The sequence below is a fragment of the Accumulibacter sp. genome (assembly GCF_023806635.1).
Taxonomy (GTDB): Bacteria; Pseudomonadota; Gammaproteobacteria; order Burkholderiales; family Rhodocyclaceae; genus Accumulibacter.
Window position 1 is genome coordinate 1 of record NZ_JAMTDQ010000113.1, and the last position, 21,515, is coordinate 21,515.

A 21,515-nucleotide genomic window follows, 5' to 3' on the forward strand; every position below is an offset into this window, starting at 1 on the left:
GTGCGGAACTACCCTGGCGGCATCGATGTGCTGGCACAGGAATGTCGCCCCCTGCTGGGGCATCCCAGCGGCGAGCGCGGTTTCCGGCACATCGCCGACAAGTTCGACACCTTCGAGGGTCATGGGCCTACCTGCGTGAGGCGCTTCGTCGAAGACACGCATGCGCTGGGCGATCGCACCCCCGAACAGTGGCAGCAGGACGCCTTCGGGCAGATCGACGCGCTGCTGCGTGCCATGGCGCTGCGAGGTTGAGTCGCGCGACCATGGACTACGCGCAACTTCGCAATCTGCTGGAGCCTCTGGTCACCGGGCTGAAGGATGCTGGCACCCACACCATGCTACCGACGCTTTGCGAGGAACTGGGCCTGCCTGCGCCTGGCGCCGATGGTTCCAAGCGCGAGCGCATGACCGCCAGCTTCAATGCGGTAGCGGACACGGACCTGCCGATAGTTGCACGCAAGCTGCTGGTGCGCCACCCGCCCAACGCCACCACACGCAACCAGATTCAGGACATCCTCTGGAGCGACAGCCCGTGTCCGCCCATCCCGAAGCGGTACCGGCGCGAGGTCGCGCGCAGGCTCAATCGCGAGGAGCTGTACGGGGATGCCCGCAGGTTCGACGAGCTGTTGGAGCGCCTGTGGATCTTGGATGCGGATGACTGGATGCACCTGCTGGGCGGGAAGCCGACGGGATTGCGCGCTGAAATCCAGCAGCATGTCCATCGCAATCCGGAGGACTGGCCAGCCGAAACGCTGTTCGACCAGTTGGGAGCGTATGACGCATCCGACCGGCGCTTCGCGCTGTTCCTGGAGGGACTGGCTTCGGCCGATGTGCGCCCCGACGAGGCCGCCCAACGCCACTTCGTAGCCTGCGTCAACGAGCCGCTGCGGAGTTGCGGCGTCGAGCTACGCGAGACCGGCTCGGAAGGCGGCTACCCGATCTTCACGCTGGTCTCGCAGCACGCGGCGACCAAGGGCAGGCCGAAGAATCTCATCTTCGCCTCGCCCGACAAGCCGGACCTGCGCTTTCGCGACGCGCTGGACAACGACGTTGAGATCGTCACCAATGCGGACAAGGTGCTTGTTTATGATCGGCCCATCGGCAACGACGGGCTGCGCTGGAACGATCTGCAGCAGTGGTGGGGCGAGGCAGAGCAGATCGCCGATGCCACGCTGGCCAAGCGCACGCTGTACGCGCGCCTCAAGGCCAGCCTGCCACACAACTCCCCGCCACAAACCTTGCTGTTCGATGCCTTCTTCGAGGGGTTTCGCAGTGCCGTTCCCAACCTCCCGGCACTGCTGCCCGAAGTCTGGCTGCATTGGGACCCACGGACGGTCAAGGAGCGAGGGCCGGATGCGCTTCTGCGGTTTCGCATGGACTTTCTGCTCCTGCTGCCCCAGGGCGTTCGAGTCGTCATCGAGGTCGACGGCAAGCATCACTACGCGGACTCCACGGGCAGCGCCGACGTGCAGCGCTATTCGCAGATGGTCAAGGCCGACCGCGAACTCAAACTCGCCGGCTATGAAGTCTTTCGGTTCGGGGCAGCGGAGCTGCAGGTGCCCACGGCGAAGGCTGACGTGAAGACCTTCTTCGAGGCCCTGTTCAAACGCTACGGCGTACCGACGACCTGACAACCCAGGCCCGTGCTGGCCCTCGATGCGGGCCTGGGCCAGGACTGACGACAATTCTGCAGCGCTCCGGGCTTGCCGGGCTTGCCCCATGCCGCATTGATCGTGGCGCTCCAACCCTGGCGGCCTTATACCCAAAGGCTTCGTAAAAGCCAAAGGGCTGGGAAGGGGGCAAGGGAATGGGGCCAAGGGGAAAGGCCCTACCCGAAAAGGCCAAAAGGCTCCCCCGAGCAGCCCGACATCCGGGGTTTGCCATGCTCTCGTTGTTCAAACGCAAACGGGTGCCGCCCACTGCCGGCGCGCCGCCGACGCACACATCTCCCGCCGAGCCCGGCAAAGGGCTGGTGCGGCCGGAGCCGGCCACATCGTTGCTGGCGACGCCGCGCCGGCAGAAGCTGCTGGAACACATCTGGCAGCGCACCTCGCTGTCGCGCCGGCAGTTCGCCACGCTCTACCTCGCGCCACTGGAGCGCTACGCCGAGCTGGTCCAGCAGTTCCCGGCATCGGAAAGCCACCACCATGCCTACCCGGGCGGCATGCTGGACCACGGCCTGGAGATCGTGGCCTACGCGCTCAAGCTGCGGCAGTCGCACCTGCTGCCCGCCGGCGCCACGCCGGAGACGCAGGCGGCTCAGGCCGAGGCCTGGACTGCCGGCACGGCCTACGCGGCACTGTTGCACGACATCGGCAAGATCGCCGTGGACCTGCACGTCGAGTACGCCGACGGCACCGTCTGGCACCCCTGGCACGGCCCGCTGCAGCGGCCGTACCGCTTCCGCTACCGCAAGGACCGCGAATACAGACTGCACGGAGCCGCTACCGGCCTGCTGTATGCACGCCTGCTTGACGCTGCTATCTTCGATTGGCTCAGCGGCTATCCCGACCTCTGGGCCTCGCTGCTGTATGTGCTGGCGGGCCAGTACGAACACGCCGGCACGCTCGGCGAACTGGTCGTGCAAGCCGACCAGGCATCGGTGGCCCAAGAACTCGGCGGCGATCCAAGCAAGGCTCTGGCAGCACCCCGGCACGCTCTGCAACGCAAGCTGCTGGACGGCCTGCGCTACCTGCTTCGCGAGGAGTTCAAGCTGAACCAGCCTCAAGCCTCGGATGGATGGCTGACCCAGGACGCGCTGTGGCTGGTCAGCAAAACCGTCTCGGACAAACTGCGCGCCCATCTGCTGGCCCAGGGCATCGATGGCATCCCATCCAGCAATACCGCGGTCTTCAACGTGCTGCAGGACCATGGCATTGCGCAACCGACACCTGAGGGCAAGGCCATCTGGAAGGCCACCATCACCAGCGACGCGGGCTGGTCTCATACCTTCACGCTCCTGCGCCTCGTGCCCTCGCTGATCTGGGAGACGGCGGTGCGGCCAGAACCATTTGCCGGAACCGTGACGGTCGAGACAGTCCTGGACAGCGAGGACGCGCAGTCCTCTATGACTGTAGCAGCCCCTGTTTCGACCCCAGACCCTCAGGGTGATGTTGTGGCCGAATCGGTTGCCCCATCAATGAATCCGGCCATGCCTCGTCGGGAGGAAAACGATCCACCGGACGCGATGGAGGACACGCTGACGATGATCGCTGTAGTGCCAGGTACGGGGCAGCGTAGCGTTGCGCCCGCAGTAGATTCCAAGCCAGAACCATCTGAATTGTCCGCGCCAACACCATCCCCTTCAGTGCCAGTGGCCACGTGCTCTGGCCGCGTGATGATCACGAACGAACCGTCCGGCGAGCACTTCTTAGCGTGGCTGAAGCAGGCCATCACATCACGCCGCCTCATCATCAACGACGCCAAAGCGCTGATACATACCGTAGCCGATACCGCCTACCTGGTCAGCCCTGGAGTATTCCAGCGATACGCACAGGAACACCCGGAGGTGAATGCGTTGGCGAAGGAAGAGAAGCTGCAAGACTGGCAGTGGGTACAAAAACGCTTCGAGAAGCTGGGCCTGCATCGCAAGCAAGCGGATGGCTTGAACATCTGGACGTGCGAGGTGACTGGGCCACGCAAGTCAAGGAGGCTACACGGCTACCTGCTTCTTCAAGCCCAATCTGTATTCGGTGACGTGCCCCCAAACAACCCCTACCTGACACTGGCTGAATCTCCCTCTCGCTGATATAGCATATAGCCAAAGGATGGTCGATGACACGACGCGCGGCCTCCAGGATCTGGTTGGTCGGCCGACGCCGGCAGATAGCGGCCACGGCCGTCACGCACCAGCAGGCCGACTCGCAGCAGTGATTGCGGAACCGATCAGTGAATTGCCGGCAGGAGCGATCTTCCGCAAAATCGTCTTGTCGAGGGATGCAAGCAAGGCTGTAGCAATTTAAAATAGCGGGGATGCTTGCCAATATTCTGCTTCTTCGTTCAGACAGGCTCGCGCTTCGACAAATCACGGTTGCTGCTGAAATTACAAGGAAGAGCATGCCCGCCATCTATCAACTTGCAGTGCTTGGTTCGCCAACCGATGCCCAGGTTTCTGAGCTTGAAGAAATCGTCGGAACTGCCGTAGGTATGTTCAACTTGCGACTAGGACATGAAGTTGGATGGGAGGTGCGCCCGGAAGGGTTTAACCCCAACCAACAGCGGTCATCCGCTGCGGTATTTTTCGGGGGTGAGAATCCACCCCTCGGCAATGTGGCGAAGTTGCTGGAGCGAGGCATCCCATTACTGCCGATAGCATCCGACGTCAATCGAGTTAACTCAGAGATTCCTGAATTACTGCGGCCTCTCAACTGCTTAGCCTATCACGCCAGCGGTCCACAGCGTGTCGCGACTGCTTTACTTGAGTGTGCGGGGTTGTTACCTCGCCAGCGCCGAGTATTTGTAAGTTACCGCCGAGGCGAAGCCCGTGAGGCGGCCCTGCAACTCTTCGATGCCTTGTCTGCTAGGCTATTCGATGTGTTTCTCGATACGCATGGAATTCCGCCCGCGGAAGATTTTCAAACAATGCTGTGGCATCGCCTTTGCGATTCCGACGTTCTTGTGATGCTTGACACGCCAGGCTACTTTGAAAGCCGCTGGACAAGTGCAGAGTTCGGACGCGCTCTCGCGAAAGGCATTAGCGTTTTGCGGGTTGGCTGGCCAGACTGCACGCCATCCACGCGAACAGCCACAGCCAGTCGCGCAGAGTTATTGACCGACGAAGTAGATGTGGCCACAGGACGCCTAGCTGACAGCGCTGTGGAGCGAATTTGTCTACAGATTGAAGAAGTTCGCAGCCAAAGTCATGCAGTCCGTTCCGTCAATCTGGTGAGTAATTTGCGCAACGCTATTCAAACGATTGGCGGCCAACTTGTCGGTGTTGGACCTAACAAGGCAGTCTATATCCAGCTCCCGGACGGCCGGAATGTTGTCGTTTACCCAACAGTTGGTGTCCCCACGTCGACCACGTTACATGACGCATCCACCAATTCGCCGGATCAATCGGTGGCTGTCGTTTACGATCACGTCGGTTTGCATCCTCGGTGGCTGGGGCATTTGGACTGGCTGGGCCAGCATATCCACTCTGCACGGTGGGTCAAAGCCAGCGAGGCTGGGTGGCAATTTGCAGACTGGGAGGCCTGAATCGTGAGTGCAATCTTCCTTTCAGCTAGCGTTCCACTTGTCGGCCGCGGCTCGTATCACGAAACTGCCAATCCATTCCTCATCCAATGTGCTGTGAGGGAACTGGTCATAGCCGTCATTCGTCAGCACAAGATCGTGTGGGGAGGACATCCCGCTATCACGCCCATGATTTGGAGCATTTGTGAAGATTTAGGAGTTGATTATTCTGGGTCCGTAGTTCTGTATCAGAGCAGGTTCTTCGAGGATCGTTACCCGGAAGAAAACGACCGTTTTCACAATGTTGTCTTCACCGACGCAGTTCCCGATGACAGAGATGCCAGCCTGCTGTTAATGCGGGAAAGAATGCTGTCGCGCGATGATCTCGTTGCCGCTGTTTTCATCGGCGGCATGGAAGGAGTGGAAGCCGAGCATGAACTCTTCAGGCAATTCCATCCCGCCGCCAAAGTTCTACCCGTACCGTCGCCAGGTGGAGCAGCCTTGAACTTGGCCAAAGATCAAGGCTATTTCGCCGATGCGGATCTTGGTGATGTGGACTTTGCGCAACTTTTTCACACGCACCTCGCATTGAACATTCAAGGTGCAGTGAGCTGAATCTCCTCTGCCGATTCACACGAGCCATCAAAGGATTCGTCATGCCACGGAAAGTCTTCTATAGCTTTCACTATCAACGCGACAGTTGGCGCGCCTCCAAGATACGGAATATTGGTGTTGTGGAGGGTAACCAGTCGGCAAGCGATAACAAATGGGAAGAAGTGAAGCGAGGCGGCGAAGCCGCAATCAAGCGCTGGATTGACGATCAATTGCAAGGACGGATATGCACAATTGTTCTGGTCGGCGCCGAAACGGCGAATCGCCCCTGGATTCGATATGAGATTGAGCAGTCATGGAATAGTGGCAAGGGACTCTTGGGGATACGAGTCCATAAGCTGCTGGACCACAACCAACAACCATCAGTTGCCGGGGCTAATCCGTTTGACTCATTTACCTTGAACGACGGTAGAAAGCTATCCACCGTCGTCCGCATGTACGATCCACCGGGGGCCACCAGCAGCGCGGCCTATAACCACGTCAGTGACAACCTGTCGGGCTGGATTGAAGCGGCGATCGCTGCTCGCTAGGAAGCCAGGCCTCTCGTCAAAACAACGACCCAGTGCACATGGGGCGCCCATAGAGCTCCGAGATTTGCTTCTGGAACTGGGTCTGTCCTCCGTAGCTAGGATGCCTTACGCAAATCACCGGTACGGAATCCGTGATGCGATGGGCCGCAGCGGCGGCATCGTTACCGATGGCGACGATGCGAGAGGGGCGTAGCAGGACGATGAGCTGTTGGAGCAGTTCTTCGCCGGCTCGCCTCTCACGTGCGTTGTGCTGCCGGTTGGTGAAAGGATCTCCTGATTCATGCGGATGAAGAGGGAAGACGTTCCAAAGGAAGATGCGAGCATCAATGTGTTCCAGCATGCCCCATATGACCGCTGCGGTTCGCTCGGCTACAGCACCGCCTGTCGTCGGCCGCTCGACGACCTGGTCGAGATTCCAACGCTTAACGTGCTGGCTTATGTGAACGTCGTCGGTCAGGGCTAACCCAGTGCGGCGCCCCCCGCGGTATCCGAGGTCTCGTCCGATCCATATCGCGTCTACGGGTTCCTCGCTTGCACGACGCAACATGGCAGAGAGGGCGGCGGCACGACGACGCGGTGCGTCGCGCCGATCATGAACTACACAACGATCAGAATACGGATTGAAGCAGTCTTCGAACTGCAGCGAAGCAACTGCTTCAACGAATGGGTGGATTTTCATTTTTCAGACCCAAGTGGCATGTATTTGATGGTGCGTTGTTCTCGATTTCCAATGATCCAGCCACCTTGATTTGCCTTGAGTTGGCGAAAAACGGCATACCCCTCCAGGATTGCCTTTTCCCAGAGCTTCAGCGGGCATTTTTCAACTTCGTAACCATTCACAAACTCACCAATGGTCTTGAGAATCCCAAGTGAAACCTTTTCCTGGTTCTCGAAGAAATTCAACTCCTTGGCCCTGGAGAAAATCCAGGCCGCAACCCCTTCTTCAACGACGATGGCCCGACCACTGTCCTGCTCTTCATCGTATTTCGAATTGCTCTTTCGCTTGTGCTTGATCAATGCCCGCATCACAGGCGACCAGTGCAAGATTGCTGCATAGGCAAAGTGAAAAACGTCATGGAACCGGTAGCCATCATGGTCGGCAATGTTGTCGGTCAGAGGGTCACCAATGAATACACCCTTCCATTGGAGATAACTTTTGCCACTGCCTCGTTGGTTGACCCGGATCTTGAAGTCTCTGGGGAGCTGTTCTTCGATTCCAAATTCACTGTCGAAATCAAGGCCGACCAGATCATCAGCCTGCGGCTCCATGAACGCGCCGCGAGCTTTCCGGAGATTGCCGCGAGCCACCTCAGAGAACGCAAGTTCGGCCGCATGAATTGCGTCCAGATAGGCCCGTGCGAAAACAATCAAATCGGTGCGAGCAGGTGGGCTTCCCAGTAGTGTCGCCGCTGACTGCCCCAAACGTACCAAGGTGGTGTCCAACGAAGCAGTCGCTGCGACAGGCACAGCGATGTAGGCCAACGCACCTTCCGTGATGTCACTTGCCGCGCCCACATTCTTGAAGTTGCCGTGGTTTGCTGCTTCTGCGAAGATCTCTTCAAGAGGAATCTGCAAGCGCCTGCAGATTGCAGCCAAATACCATAGCGTGTCGCCAAACTCTTCCTCTGCCGCTTTCTTGAAACCAGGGTAGGCCGTTTTCTCCCGGACATGCTTTTTGGCCGTAGCCATTATCCCGCCGACTTCTCCGTAGAGACCTTGGAGGACAGGATTGAAGTCATTCGGATTGAGCACGTCTGTGGCTGCAATTTCTGCAGCGTAGTCCGAAAGTAAGAGAGAGCCTTCCTTTTTCATCGATCACCTGCGAAGAGTCAGCCATTCGAATGGTGCGCCCTGATAACCACCCACGTCAAAGCTACGAATCCATTGTTCAAGGTTTACAATCAGTTGTGCATCGTCAAAGGTGGTTAGGCCTATTCCAGTTTTACATAGAGGGCGGCCTTGCTGGTCTTTCAGTTCTTCGGGAAACTCTGGCCCCGCTCCTCCAAAATACACAAAATCATTGCTGATTAGAACCCTGTTGACCCCCGTATCGCGGGCGACATGGTCAGGGTTGAGCGAGCCATCGGTGCGGGAGTGAAATGAATCGCGCTGCTGCCAGGCGGCCCCTGGCGCGGCCCTGAAGTAGATATTGTCCCCACAACTTTGCTTCCGACTGCCATTGCGGTACGGCTTCTTGGATTCAAACCGTGGATCTACGCCATATTCGTCAAATGTCATCGCCTCGGTGACACGCATCGCGTACACGAGATGCCCACCTCGTCGAACAGTTCGATCATTACTGCCGCTGCCGACTACCCAGTCACCGATGTCAGCGCCTCGGCGGATACTGGGTTTGCAGGTCGCAAGCGTGCAGTATCCGTAGAAGGGATTGGGTGCGAAACCACTGTCGTACCGCACCACGTAGGAGTGAATGCGCGCCATCAGCAGGGATGCCGCTTGAGTGGAACCGGGGCGCAGGCGCCGCCGTCAGGATTTTCCCACGAGTCCTTCCCGTTGATCGCATCAATGATTGCATCACCATTCCAACCGACCAATGCATCGGCATATTCTTTTAGTGCATCTGGAAGTTCACACTCCTTCTCGCCATGCTCCCAAACACCAACAATACGCTTACCCTGTTTGGCCGCATATTCGATTTCCCAGTTCACCCAATCGCTGTCCTTGGTCTGAGGGGAAACGTAGCAAATGAACACTCCAGCCCAGTTGATGGCAGGCGCGAGGATCTGCGTCTTTATGTAGTGCTCATCTGTAGCATTGTTGAATTTTCCTGTATGGATGGAGGAATCCCTGATTTCCATCCCCTTTGGAGCCAACAGATCCTTGAGCTTTTGGAGCCCGCGATCGTCCTTATGGACATGGCTGATAAACATATTCCTTTTCTCTGTCACCTGTCACCTCCAAAGTTTTCACATGGTTTGAAGATCGTAGCCGCTTCTGCTAAAAGGTCGACGACAGAACGTTCTATCACGTAGCGCGCCGGATTCTCGCCGACCGCCAGGGCATGGAAATGCGCCTTGCCGCATTCGATCTTGGCGTTCTCCTTGTCGCGCAGGTCGTCGGTGAACAGACTGCTCTTGGTCTCCACGACGAAGTACAGGCGCTGCGTGCCGTCCTGCTCAACCAGTACCGCCCAGTCGGGGTTGTAGCTACCAAGCGGCGTCGGCACCTTGAACCAGCCGGGCAGTTTGGCGTAGAGCTTGATGGCTTCGTTCTTCTCCATCGCGTCGGCAAAGTCGCGTTCGGTGGTGGAGTCGTACACGACGTGCTCGTAGATGGACTTCTCCGTGTCCATCAGCATGTTCTTGAGGTAACCGGTCAGCTCTTCCTGATCGAACAGTTCCTGGGCGTAAAAGTGGTCGTCGCCCAATTTCTGGTACTTGATACCGTCGACGAGCGCCAGCCGTTTGCAACGGTTGATCGTCTCCGCAGCGAGTTCAATGAACTGCTGCGGATTGCGCTTGAAGTCGTCCAGCCGCCCGCTGCCAGTCAGGATGCTTGTGATGGTGCGACGGGTAAGCTGGGTGCGATCCTGCAGGTCAGTAAGCAAGTCTGGAAGCTCGATATCCGACTCGTCCAGGACGACAGTTGCCGCGCCAGCTTTCTCTGTAGCCTCCACGCCTGCCTTGCCAATGGCGATGTCGGCCTTGCGCCACTGTAGACGCGCTTTTGCGATAGGCGGGGCCTTCTGCAAGGCGGCGATGCAGTCCGCCACCAGCTTTGCATTGTCGAAATGAACGCGGTATGTCGTCTGGTGCTTGATCCGATCCCACAGCGCCTTGAACTCGTCGCTCAGATAGATGGCTTTGCCTTCTTTGTCCTTGCGCAACGGAACCTGCTGGCGCTCGTCGGCGTTCTTGATTTCCAGACGGCCCGACACCTTGCGCAGCACCTCGGCGATCTGACTGCGCTGCGCGTCGAACTCCGTAGGTAGCGCAAGCGTTCCATCTTTTAGCGCAGTCTTCAGCGAGTCCTGCACCTTACCCTTTGCATCGATGTGGCCGGCGGCTTTCAGGTGCTCCCACAACGCCTTCGATCGATCAACGCCCAGAGGCACGGTCTGACCGCCGGCGCCGGTAACGGCGATGGCGGCGAACTGGTGCTGCTCGACGATGCCAAAGCGGATGCCGGTATCGGCCTCGATTTCCTTCTGCAGGTTCTCGGCGAATTGCTCGTAATTCTCGGTCGCAATCACGGTCAGCGTATTGACCTCGAAACCACGCACCCGCTCACCGTGCTGGTTCACACAGAGACGCAGTCCACGACCGATGGTCTGGCGGCGCTCGCGCTCGGTCTGAATGTCGCGCAGCGTGCAAATCTGGAACACGTTGGGGTTGTCCCAGCCTTCCTTCAGCGCAGAGTGGGAGAAGATGAACTTCAGCGGCGTCTCGAAAGCCAGTAGCTTCTCCTTCTCCTTCATGATGAGGTTGTAGGCACGCTCGGCGTTCTCACGGTTGCCAGCGGTGTTTTCGCTGGTGTCGGTCCAGCCGCCTTTCTTGTCGATGGAGAAGTAGCCGTTGTGGACTTCCTCGGCGGCACTCGCCAGGTCGATTTCGCCGAACAAACTCTGATAGGCGGGCAGCTTGGCCGCGCGACGATATTCCTCTTCGAAGATGCGCGCGTAGTCGCCCTTCACCGGATTGCCATCGGCATCGTACTGGCGGTACTTGTCCACTGCGTCGATAAAGAACAGCGACAGCACCTTGATCCCGAGCGGGCGCAGCCGCTTCTCCTTGTCGAGATGTTCCTTGATGGTGCGACGGATCATTTCCCGCTGCACGGCTAGGGCGTCGACGTCGCCGTGGGCTTGGCCTAGCTTGAGAAAAGCCTCGCCGCCGGGGAAACGCAGCTCCAGAAACTCTTCGTCCTTGGCGGTATTGATCTCGCCTACGCGGAAATCGGCGTAGATCGGGCGCTTGGTGACCTGTTCCAAGTCATCGCCATCGGAAACGGTGAGTTCTTGTCGTTTCACGCCGCCTGCCGTTGCCACGTCGAGTTCCACGCGGGCAGAGATCGTGCCACGACGGCTGGCCACCGAAACCAGCCGGACAAACGGCTTGTTATGGGCATCCTCCACTGTGGCCGAAGCGACCTCGATCTGCTTCACCAGCTTGCGCTCGTAGGCATCCACGGCATCGAGGCGGAACACCATGTGGTGCTTGTCCACGTGGGTGGCGGAATAACGCAGCGTGCACAGCGGATTCATCGCATCGAGCGCGGTCTTGCCCGCGCCCGTCAGGCCGCCGTCCACGCTCTGCGGCTCGTCGACGATCACGACGGGCCGCGTCGCTTTGATCAGATCGATAGGCTTCTCGCCGCCGGTCTTTTCGCTGTCCTTGTAGAGGTTGTTGACGTCCTTCTTGTTGATGGCCCCGACCGTGACCACCATGATCTGGATGTTCGAGCTGGTAGCGAAGTTGCGCACCTGGCCGAGCTTGCTGGAATCGTAGAGGAAGTAGTCGAAGGGTACGCCGGCATAGAGCCCCTTGAAGTGCTCCTCGGTGATCTGCAGGGTCTTGTAGACGCCCTCCTTGATCGCCACCGACGGCACCACGATGACGAACTTCGAGAAACCATAGCGCTTGTTCAGCTCGAAGATGCTGCGCAGGTAGACGTAGGTCTTGCCGGTACCGGTTTCCATCTCGACGGTGAAATCGCCCGAGACAAGCATGCCGGAAGGTGGCAGACCGCCACGCAACTGGATGTCGGCCAGGTTCTGGTGCAGCTCGTCGTCCAGCAACGTGAGGCGATTGCCGACCCCCAAATCGGACTCGGCAACACCCAGCGTCATTTGCTGCGGCACGGTGCCGGGGGACATATCGTCGGCAGTGGCGGGCGGCGCCTTCATCGTCACCGTGAATTCCGTGCGACATACCTCCTGGCCACGGAACAGGTCGCAGACGGCCTCGATGGCTTGCAGCTGGTAGTCGAGATTGGGCTCGAAGTGCAGTTTCATCATCGAACCCTCACAGACTGCGCACGTTCTGGATGCCGTGCTGCTCCAGGATCGCTGCGAGATTGGTCTTGGCCACGTCGTCGGCAAAGGCGCTGTCACGGAACACGCAGGTTGTGTCCCCAGCAGGCGCGAGTTCTTCGTGCCAGGCGACGATGCCTTGCGCCAGCAGCTCTACATCGTCGAGGGAAATGCTTTCGGCGAGGCAGGCCATCAGCACGCCGCTGCCCACCGAATACACGTAGCGGCCCGCGATCGAGCGCTTCTCGATCGGCACGCACAGGTCGAGCCCCAGCTTGAGCAACAGCTCGTAGAGGATGTCCGACTCAGTACGGCCGTCCACCAGATGGTCCTGGTGGGCAAACAGGGTGTGCTCCAGATCGGCTGGGTTCGGGCTCCAGGCGCGGATGTTGGAGGTGTCGAGTTTGAAGACACGGAAGCCGGTGTCGCCGGTGAACATCGGATTGTCGGCTTTGATCTTGGCGGCAGCGCGACGCAGACGCTCCTTGGTCAGTTCGGCGATAGTTCTGGGTTTGCCAAGCTTGTCGCAGAAGTCCGCAGCCACTTTTTGATCTGCGGTCGCTGGATCCAGTGGCTCCGGAAGTTGAACCAACACGAATCGTCGACTACTTGAGTCCGCAGCGTTTCGCAGAAAAGTTGCGTGCCCAGTCGTTCCTGAGCCAGCAAAAAAATCGAGAACAATGTCCTCCGCTTCCGCAGCCTGCTCGATGAGGCTAGCTACCAAGCCAGTTGGCTTGGGAAAGGAAAATACTCCCGGTCCCAGAAGGCTATTGACGTCTCTTGTTCCATCTGCGGTGCTGAATTCCGTAATAACCGAGCTCATGTTCTTATAAAGGCTCCGCATTTCATTCAAGAACAGCTTGTGACGTGGCCGCCCGTCACCATTCGAAGGGAACAAGATCCTCCCTTCAGTGATCTTCTGGGACATCGTCGATTTTTCGTAGCGCCACCCCTTCGGTGGGCAACCGTAATTGATGCCCGTTTTCGGGTCGATCAGATCGTAGTGGAGGTTGGGGCGAGACTCTTTCGTGGCTAGTCCAGTTAGATCAGCACTTCGCCACGGCCCCCTCGGATCGTCATCTGGATTCGAAAACTTCTCTACATCCTTTTCAGATCCACGAAGTGCAACTTGATCGCCGCGTGAATAGCAAACGACGTACTCATGGTCAGTAGAAACGCCCGTTTTCGCACGAGTGTCTTCACTCACCCGAGACTTCCATACGAGCTGTGCAACGAAATTTTCTTCGCCAAAAACGTCATCGCACAGTCTGCGTAGATTCTCCGCTTCGCCGTCATCAATGCTGACAAATATGAAACCATTGTCCTTCAATAGGTTTCGGGCCAGCTTCAACCGCGGATACATCATGTTTAGCCAGTCAGTATGAAACCGCCCGCTGGCCTCGGTGTTGCTGCTGATTTTCTGCCCGCCTTCGACCTGCCCGGTGAGCTCCAGATAGTTCTTGATGTTGTCCTGAAAGTTGTCCGGGTACACGAAATCCTTGCCGGTGTTGTACGGCGGATCGATATAGATGAGCTTGACCTTGCCCGCGTAACTCTTCTGGAGGAGCTTGAGCACCTCGAGGTTGTCGCCTTCAATCATCAGGTTCTGGGTGCTGTCCCAATCCAAGCTTTCATCCGGGCATGGGCGAAGCGTGCCGTTCGAGGGGGTGAGCGCTAGTTGCCGCGCGCGGCGCTTGCCATGCCAGTTGAGGCCATACTTTTCGTCGGCATCGGTAACGGTTGCATCGCCGACCAACGCTTTGAGTACTTCCACATTGACCGCTGCGCCGTTTGGTCCTTCGCTGATCAACTCAGGGAATAGGGCTTTGAGCTGGGCGATGTTGCCGGCCACCAGATCAGCGGATTGGGCCTCGGGGCTGGTCGCTTCAAGTTTTTGCATATTCTTTTCCATCGTCATTCGTTCGATATTTAAAGCTGTTGGCGCGCGGAGGCCAGTTCGGCCAATACACGCTTGAGCGCAAGGTTCAGTTCCACCTGTCGCGCCAGTTGTTTTTCTTTCGCCGCCAGCGTGCGCAAGCGGGTCGCCTCAAGTTCCAGACGTTCGCATTCCTGCAGGGCCTGGCGGCGCGCAGCGGCCTGTTCGGGGCTGTCAGCCGCCTTGAAGTTTCCCGTCAGCCTCGCCGCCAACAAGGCCTGCACGCTATCCATCCAGCCCTGATACAAGCCAAACAGTGTCGCCTGAGGCTGGCTGGCCAGGGACAGGGCAGACGTGAACGCGCGGAGTACATCGGCAGACGGCGCATCGTCTGGCAGGGATGCGGACACCACACCACCGTCCAGCACGACCTTGCCGGCCTCGTTCTGCGCCCAACGCTTGTGCGCCAGCGACAGCGTTAGGCGCTGCCCGGTGTGAAGCAGCAATAGCACCGGATACGGCACTGCGCGATGCAAAAGTTCGGTGAGGCGGACTGCATTTGGGGGTTTGGCCTCCCCTTTGTCGGATGCGCCGCGCAGCGTCAAGGTAAGCACGGCGATCTCCAGGTACTCGCGCAGGTCGTCGCGGTAGTCGGATACGCCTACGGTGGTCGGCTTGAGCGCTGCCACCCACTGGATTTCTTCTATACCCTCATTGATCAGGCGTTTGTCGGCCGCCGTGGGCGCGCCGTTCTCCAACAGTAGCTTCTTCGGTACGCGCTGATCGACCCGGCAACCGTCAGGCAAGCCCAATGCCAGGATGATGTCTTGCGCCGCCAACGTCGGCCCCCTCTTGTTCATGGGGTATCGACCTCGGCCAGGACCACCAGAAAGGCCAGCACCTCGAAGTCGTTGCTGCCGGCGAACTCGCCCTTGATGGCGTGGGTGCCGCCCGGCGAAAAGAGGCTGGCCACCGCCCTTTCCTCGTTCTTGCCGACGACCGAAGCCACGCTTGCTGCGAGCAGCTTTTGCGCGCGGCGCATGTCCTCGCCGTGCTTGGTGACCTTGTCAAAACGGGCGCAAGCGCCAGCGTCGGGTAGCTCCCGTCCCAAAGCCAGACGTTTGAGGCGGTCGAGAACGCGTTTGGCTTGCGTATAGGGCAGCAGCACAGTCCCGTCATCGCCCACGTGAACGAGGTAGTGCGGTGCCAACGGGTAGTCGGACTCCTTGGCCTTGCGCGCCGCCGGCCCCTCGGCGCGCAGGCAGAAGATGACGCCGGGCGGGATGTCGGCGTCGATGGTGGTGGTGACCGCGTAGGCGCCCAGCGGCTGGTTGTCCAGTTTGCCGGGATGCGCCTTGAGGTACTGGGCCAGATCGATACGGAAGTCGGTGAGTGTCAGATCGGTGATCGAGACACCGGTGGACAGGTCTTCCAGATCGATGACCGTATCCTGCAATTTGAGCAGTTGCTTGCGCCGGTACTCCAGATCGTTCATCGGGTTGCCGGACTGCTGCTCGATGAGGTTTTCCTCGCCAGTAGCGGAAACATCCAGCAGCACCATCCGTCCGCTTACGCGTTGCTCCAGGTTGATGTATTCCTCCAGCTCGATGTTGGGCCAGAAGTTGACCAGCTGGATGCGTTCGTTTGGGGAGCCGATACGGTCGATCCGGCCGAAGCGCTGGATGATGCGCACCGGATTCCAATGGATGTCATAGTTGATTAGCCAGTCGCAGTCTTGCAGGTTCTGGCCCTCGGAAATGCAATCCGTGGCGAACAGCAGGTCCAGCTCGCCTTCGGTGGCCAGTTCGGCTGGGCGTTCCTTGGAGCGTGGCGAGAATGTCGTGAGGATGGATGCCAGATCCTTGCGCAAACTCGGCAGCGTGCTTTGGTTGCGACCGGAGCCGGTGACCAGCGCCGATTCGATTCCGAGCGTGGTCTTGGCCCACGGCGCCAGCTGCGCGTAGAGGTACTCGGCGGTGTCGGCGAAAGCGGTGAAGACAATGATCTTGCGGTTGCCCGCGTTGATCGGGCTGCGGCACTTGTTCTCTATCATGTCGCGCAGGGCGGTCAGCTTGGCGTCTCGCGCGGAATCGACTTGCATGGCCGCTGCGAGCAGCGTAGCCAGTCGGTTGCGATCTTCAACCAGATCCTGCTTCCAGCGAATGAGGTCAACGTCACTGAGCAATACCTTGACCTTTCGTCCGACCAGTAGGGTCTCAAACTCGGGATCGTCGATGTCGACGTCGGCGATGTCGATTTCCTCAACGTCGTCAGCATGCGCTTCGATATGCGCCAGCGTGGCCTCTACATCCCGAAGTTGGCGCTGGACGGTGAGCGTGAAGGACGACACCGCGCTTTCCATGCGCTTGAGCACGTTGACGCGCAGGAGATGGATCAGGCTCTCTTCGCGGTCGACTTGGCGGAAGTAACTTTCGCCGCCGCGGATTTGAGTGCTGTACTTCGCGTCATAGGCTGCCTGCTTGTGCGGCAGGACGTAGCGCAATGGCGCATAGCTGGCCAGATTAAGCCGCCGGATTTCGAGGTTGATGTCCCGGATGCTACGGAACTCGCCGGCACGGTCAACATCGGCCTTGATGTTGATCGGCGGCAGACGATCCGGGAAGCGGCCCGTCTCGCCGGTGCCGTAATACTTCTCGATATGCCTGCGCGAGCGGGCGATGGTGAGGTGGTCAAGTAGGGTGAAATAGTCGAAGCCCAGCATCTCGACCAGTCTCGCAGGCGTTTTCTCGGACTCGTCAAGGTTCAACCACCGGTTGAACTGGGCCTGCGCCTTGCGGGTGGTTGCCTCGATGCTGGCAATGCCGTGCTCCAGCAAGGCGGTGTCGTCGCCTTCCGTGACGAAGGCGATCTGGTTGCGCAGATCGGCGAGGCGGTTATTGACTGGCGTGGCCGAAAGCATCAGGACGCGCGTCTTGACACCCTCCTGGATGATCCTGCGCATCAGCCGGTCATAGCGGGATTCCTTGCCCTTGTGCGTGGCCTTGTTGCGGAAGTTGTGGGACTCATCGATAACCACCAGATCGTAGTTGCCCCAGTTCACGTGCGACAGGTCGATGTCGCCGGACGTGCCGCCGTCGCGCGAGAGGTCGGTGTGGTTCAGGACGTCGTAATTGAAGCGATCGGCCGCCAGGACGTTGCGCTTATCGTTGGCCTTGTACAGCGTCCAGTTGTCGCGCAGGCGCTTGGGCGCCAATACCAGCACGCGGTCGTTGCGCAGCTCGTGGTACTTGATGATCGCCAGGGCCTCGAAGGTTTTGCCGAGGCCAACGCTGTCGGCAATGATGCAGCCCCCGAAGCGGTTGAGCTTGTCAATGGCGCCCACCACGCCATCGCGCTGGAACTTGAAGAGCTTCTTCCACACCACCGTATTGCGGATACCTGTGGCGGACTTGACGATGCGCTCCTCGTCCATCTCGTCGCCGCTGTCGCGAAACAGGTGATGCAGGATGAGCGTATAGAGGGTGAACGGATCGCGGTGCTCACCCATGGCGCACAGGGCTTGAATCAAGGCGCTGCGGGTGTCGGGTTGACGGGGCATGGCCGCCCACTGTTGTTCGAGCCACTTGGCAAGTTGCGTGGCTTCGTCAGCGGATTCGGATGCCTGGATCAGGCTCATTGGATTACCGGGAGTCAGCCCGAGGCCATCGGTGCTGAAAGCGAATGAGCCCAACACGACTTGCGCGGGCGTCGCGTCGGAATTGCGCATTACCGCTGCCCCCTGAGGCACCGGCCCCAACGCCCGGCGCAACTCGACCTTGTCGGTGATCCACTTCGCGCACTGGTTTGCCAACCAACGGGCCTGCAAGCGATTGCGCGCAGCTCGGTCGCCTTCTCCGCCGAGGAACTCGAGCCCGTCGTCATCAGGGGGCAGAATCAGCTGAACCCATTCCAGCTCTGACAGCGCGTCTCGCAGTTCGGCGAACGCAAAGAGGGAGAACGAGGGCGTGACGCAGCTGAGCTGATTGCCGCGCTTGAGGTGCGGACGCATCAGATCGATGACCCGGTCTGCGCCGGTGTTATGGATCAGCTTCATGGTCGCTCCCGTTCAGTCATCTATCGACGCTTCTGCATTGGCCTGTGCAAAGCCTGGCGCCAAGATGGCGCTGTGCACACCGTAGATCGCAAGGTAGTCCTTCAGCCACAACCGGTACTCATGGCCGCGCAGACTGTGGTCGGGGGAACAGTCCACACTCCACTTGCGCAGGATGTATCCGGCCGTGGCGGCACGGAGCTTCATCCGCAGCACCCCGTCGCGCATGCCGTAATCCATTTCGGTGATCTCCGGCCGGGGCTGATCGGGATGCGCAACCAGCTCCAGTTCGACGATCCGGGTCCACTGAATGTCTTGATCGCTCATCTCGTGGGGAGCCACTGGCTGCCCCTTGAGCACCATCGGGCGCTTGATCCGGGTGATGACGAAATCCCTAAACTCCTGGGACTTCCGGTCGAAGGCGCGAACGTGCCAGCGAAGGCCGTTATCGATCAGCGCGAACGGGACGATCTCCCGCTCGGTGCGGCCACTGGAGATGGAGTGGTACTCGATGCCGAGCGGACATTCTTGGTGGATCGCCCGGGTCACGCTCGCCAGCACATCCAAGTCCGGGTGGGTAAGCCGTGACGGGCTCTCGCTGGCCACCCACGCCTTGAGCCGCATCGGTTCGCCGTCGCCGAAGCCCTGGGTCAGCCACGACAGCACCCGCTCCGGGGGGAACTCGAATACGGACTGAAATTCTGGTCCCAGGATGTAGGACTTGCCTTTGGAGTCGTAGTCGATGTTGCCTGGCGCCAGCTCCTTGTAAAGCGCAAGATCCCTGGATGCGGCGGCGGCCTGGATGCCAAACCGTGTGACCAAGTCCTGACGACGTATCTCCCCAATGAAACGCACGCGCAACTCCACGAACGCGAGCCGATCGCGTTGTGGCTGGGTTAGATCTGCAAGCTGATCGTTCGACATCCTGGCTGGCTCTTTCGGGTTAGCGAATGCTTGTGCGGGTTATTGCCGGAAGTATATGGTCCGCTCTAGAATCTGTCCATGATGCTTTTTTGATATTATTGTGCGTCGCATTGTGATAACCACTATGGCGCAGCGACGAGAGGACGGCTACGCAATTTTCACAACCGCGGTAGGCTGAGTGGTGCATGACGGAATTTTAATGCCGGCGTGTGCGCGGGAAGTTATGGAGCGCCACTGTGGTCGCGGCGGACATGAGTACAGTCGTTCGCTCGCGAAATCAGGGGCAAGAATCGATGCTATTGCCAGGAAATGGCGTCTCGTGGGAGGGCAAGGATTGGAATTGCGTCATCTTCGCTGCTTCGTTGTCCTCGCGGAGGAGTTGCACTTCACTCGTGCCGCTGAACGATTGCATATCGAGCAGTCCCCACTGTCCCGTACCATCAAAGAACTCGAAGACGAACTTGGCGTGCTGCTATTTGACCGTGATCGGCGCGGTACGCGGCTGACACAGGCTGGCGAAGTCTTCCTCCAGGATGTGCGTCGGGTGTTTTCGACGCTGGAACTGGCCCGTGAAAATGTCAAGGCCGTTTCCTCCGGTTACCTAGGCATTCTTCGAATTGCCGTCCCCAGTGGATGCATCGACCCGCGCCTCTCAACCTTTCTCGCACGCTGCCGCGAGGAAGATCCGGCCGTCGAGATACGCCTAACCGAGACGTCGCTGGCCGATCAATTACGCGGACTCCGTTCAGGGAGCTTCAATTTGGGGTTTGCGTATACCACCAAGGTCGGGGATGGCATCATCGCCGAACCGATCTGGGTTGACTCGGTAGCCGTAGCGGTGCCCGCACGCCATCCGCTGCTCGTGCACAAACAAATCCCCATGGAGGACTTGATACGTTATCCGCTCGTGGTGGCCGATCCCCGGCTATTCGGGAACTGTGATTGCGAAGTGGGTCAATTGCTGCGCGATGCAGCGGTCAAGCTCGATGTCGAATACGTTGCCTCGATGGACATGATGCTGACGTTGGTCGCAGCAGGCTATGGCGTTGGATTCGCGAACGCTGCGCGAATAAAAGTTTTAAATCGTCCCGACATCGTCATGCGTCCCCTCGCGACGCCCAACGTCATTCACACGACCTACCTGTTACGACCGGAAAGCGACCCTGGCGCCCCTGCTGCCATAGCTCTGGATCGATTTATCGCGCGTTTGCACGACCAGCTAGACGAGTGACGGGCAATGCCCCGTTCCTTTGCGCTGGCTATGTTCTCGGTCCCGAGCGCAGGTTTTCCTCCGTCGCGGCGATCAGAGCCGCGGCACTCCTGTTCAGCGCGGCGGCGATTCTGAGGATCAGCGCCAGCGTGGGCATGTGTTCGCCGCGCTCGATCTTGCCCATGTGGGAGCGCTCGATTTCTGCCAAGGCGGCCAGCTCTTCCTGGGCCATCCCCTGTTCCATCCGGGCCGCCCGAACGGCTTGGCCGAAGGCCAAAGCCGGTTCAGGTTCATAGGTCGTCGATCCGACAGGGCGGCCGCGCTGGATAGTACGCTTTTGCATTGGCAAAAGCGTCGAATATCGCCATACTTTTAACCACGTTAAATTTAACTCTTGCTATCATGGCAGGGGGCCGCGTGCCCAGATTTCCTTCATGAAGTGACACCCTTGAGTGCTCCCGACCAATCACCGATTCTGAGGCTCGCCGTATCGGCCGACGCACTGTCGCCACGGCTCGCGAGTCTGCTGGCCCTGCAACGCGCCGAGGAACCGGAGACCATCATCCTGCTGCAGGAGGTTGCCGCCGGGGATTTGGTCCGTGGGCTCGAGGACGGCACCTACGACGTCGGTATGGCCCTGGCGGCCACAACAACAGCCTTCACCATGAACGCACAGCCGCTTTGGGCAGATGAATTGGCCTTGGCGGTTCCGTTGCGCTCGCCGTTGCTTGCGTACCCCGCAGTTTCGCTGGACGCCTTGCTGCACTATCCGCTGCTTCAATGGTGCCTGTGGGCATGTGAAGCACTGCGCCAGCAGGTGGATGCGCGCTTCGACCCTGAAATGCATTCTGCCAAAGATGTCACGTCCTTCGATCTCTTGGCAGTGCTGGTGGCGGCAGGCTTTGCTGTCGGCATTGCGCCCCGCTCGCACATCGCCCGGGCTCGCGGCTGGGGTGTCGCCATGCGTCCACTGGCGAACGGCCCCTATCTCGTCAGCACCCAGTTGCTACGGAGGCCCCACGGATCGGCACGAGCTGTCGAGCGGTTTGCCGAACGGGCGGTGAAGGTGGCAGCTACCGAAGCCGCCTGACCTTGGCATCTGTCGCCCCTTCGGGTATTTCCCGGTAGCTCACCGTTCGACGGTA

At 59.3% G+C, this 21,515-nt stretch carries 17 protein-coding genes and 1 pseudogene; 8 read left to right on the top strand and 10 right to left on the bottom strand.

All coding sequences use genetic code 11. The features are described from left to right. From NFW30_RS19220 to NFW30_RS19245, 6 genes and pseudogenes are all read left to right on the top strand, one after another. Window positions 1-252, top strand: a pseudogene (locus NFW30_RS19220) (hypothetical protein); the annotation flags it as partial. Between the two features lie 11 nt (window positions 253-263). Beyond that, window positions 264-1,631, top strand: coding sequence for a hypothetical protein (locus tag NFW30_RS19225; protein ID WP_295372492.1), 1,368 nt, complete (start codon window positions 264-266; stop codon window positions 1,629-1,631). Window positions 1,632-1,882: 251 nt separating this feature from the next. Further along, window positions 1,883-3,748, top strand: coding sequence for a MobH family relaxase (gene mobH, locus NFW30_RS19230; RefSeq protein ID WP_295372495.1), 1,866 nt, complete (start codon window positions 1,883-1,885; stop codon window positions 3,746-3,748). A 308-nt stretch (window positions 3,749-4,056) separates the two neighbouring features. Further along, on the top strand, window positions 4,057-5,199 hold the full coding sequence (locus tag NFW30_RS19235; RefSeq protein WP_295372497.1) for a toll/interleukin-1 receptor domain-containing protein: 1,143 nt from the start codon (window positions 4,057-4,059) through the stop codon (window positions 5,197-5,199). 3 nt (window positions 5,200-5,202) lie between these two features. Then, the gene (locus tag NFW30_RS19240; RefSeq protein ID WP_295372500.1) at window positions 5,203-5,790 is read left to right on the top strand and encodes a hypothetical protein; all 588 of its coding nucleotides are present in this window, start codon (window positions 5,203-5,205) and stop codon (window positions 5,788-5,790) included. 41 nt (window positions 5,791-5,831) lie between these two features. Beyond that, a complete protein-coding gene (locus tag NFW30_RS19245) occupies window positions 5,832-6,317 on the top strand; it encodes a TIR domain-containing protein (protein WP_295372503.1) in 486 nt (161 codons plus the stop codon). Window positions 6,318-6,333: 16 nt separating this feature from the next. On the opposite strand, the gene NFW30_RS19250 is transcribed toward NFW30_RS19245, so the two are convergent. From NFW30_RS19250 to NFW30_RS19290, 9 genes are read right to left on the bottom strand one after another with little or no spacing between them, the layout of a single operon-like run. Beyond that, window positions 6,334-6,996 (bottom strand): uracil-DNA glycosylase, encoded by a 663-nt coding sequence (locus NFW30_RS19250; protein WP_295372506.1) that lies wholly within the window; start codon window positions 6,994-6,996, stop codon window positions 6,334-6,336. Continuing rightward, a complete protein-coding gene (locus NFW30_RS19255; RefSeq protein WP_295372508.1) occupies window positions 6,993-8,129 on the bottom strand; it encodes a nucleoside triphosphate pyrophosphohydrolase family protein in 1,137 nt (378 codons plus the stop codon). The genes NFW30_RS19250 and NFW30_RS19255 overlap by 4 nt, the downstream gene beginning before the upstream one ends. A gap of 3 nt (window positions 8,130-8,132) precedes the next feature. Next, window positions 8,133-8,759 carry a hypothetical protein gene (locus tag NFW30_RS19260; RefSeq protein WP_295372511.1) on the bottom strand — a complete coding sequence of 209 codons (627 nt, stop codon included), beginning with the start codon at window positions 8,757-8,759 and terminating at the stop codon, window positions 8,133-8,135. Then, the gene (locus tag NFW30_RS19265; protein ID WP_295372514.1) at window positions 8,759-9,226 is read right to left on the bottom strand and encodes a TIR domain-containing protein; all 468 of its coding nucleotides are present in this window, start codon (window positions 9,224-9,226) and stop codon (window positions 8,759-8,761) included. The genes NFW30_RS19260 and NFW30_RS19265 overlap by 1 nt, the downstream gene beginning before the upstream one ends. Further along, complete coding sequence (locus tag NFW30_RS19270; RefSeq protein WP_295372541.1) at window positions 9,223-12,291, bottom strand: DEAD/DEAH box helicase family protein; 3,069 nt, start codon at window positions 12,289-12,291, stop codon at window positions 9,223-9,225. Before NFW30_RS19270 ends, NFW30_RS19265 begins: the two co-directional genes overlap by 4 nt. 10 nt (window positions 12,292-12,301) lie before the next feature. Then, the gene (locus NFW30_RS19275) at window positions 12,302-14,227 is read right to left on the bottom strand and encodes a site-specific DNA-methyltransferase (RefSeq protein ID WP_295372517.1); all 1,926 of its coding nucleotides are present in this window, start codon (window positions 14,225-14,227) and stop codon (window positions 12,302-12,304) included. Window positions 14,228-14,238: 11 nt separating this feature from the next. Next, entirely contained in the window at window positions 14,239-15,045 is an 807-nt protein-coding gene (locus tag NFW30_RS19280) for a DUF4391 domain-containing protein (RefSeq protein ID WP_295372520.1), read from the bottom strand. Continuing rightward, window positions 15,042-18,239, bottom strand: a complete 3,198-nt coding sequence (locus tag NFW30_RS19285) for a helicase-related protein (RefSeq protein ID WP_295372523.1) — start codon at window positions 18,237-18,239, stop codon at window positions 15,042-15,044. The genes NFW30_RS19280 and NFW30_RS19285 overlap by 4 nt, the downstream gene beginning before the upstream one ends. Before the next feature lie 12 nt (window positions 18,240-18,251). After that, window positions 18,252-19,160 (bottom strand): WYL domain-containing protein, encoded by a 909-nt coding sequence (locus NFW30_RS19290; protein ID WP_295372526.1) that lies wholly within the window; start codon window positions 19,158-19,160, stop codon window positions 18,252-18,254. Window positions 19,161-19,494: 334 nt separating this feature from the next. Between NFW30_RS19290 and NFW30_RS19295 the strand changes: the two genes are divergently transcribed. Then, the gene (locus tag NFW30_RS19295; protein ID WP_295372529.1) at window positions 19,495-20,391 is read left to right on the top strand and encodes a LysR family transcriptional regulator; all 897 of its coding nucleotides are present in this window, start codon (window positions 19,495-19,497) and stop codon (window positions 20,389-20,391) included. A 28-nt stretch (window positions 20,392-20,419) separates the two neighbouring features. On the opposite strand, the gene NFW30_RS19300 is transcribed toward NFW30_RS19295, so the two are convergent. Next, window positions 20,420-20,713, bottom strand: coding sequence for a helix-turn-helix transcriptional regulator (locus tag NFW30_RS19300; protein ID WP_295372532.1), 294 nt, complete (start codon window positions 20,711-20,713; stop codon window positions 20,420-20,422). A 105-nt stretch (window positions 20,714-20,818) separates the two neighbouring features. On the opposite strand from NFW30_RS19300, the gene NFW30_RS19305 reads away from it, so the two are divergent. Continuing rightward, entirely contained in the window at window positions 20,819-21,460 is a 642-nt protein-coding gene (locus NFW30_RS19305) for a LysR substrate-binding domain-containing protein (protein WP_295372534.1), read from the top strand. Window positions 21,461-21,515 lie beyond the last annotated feature (55 nt).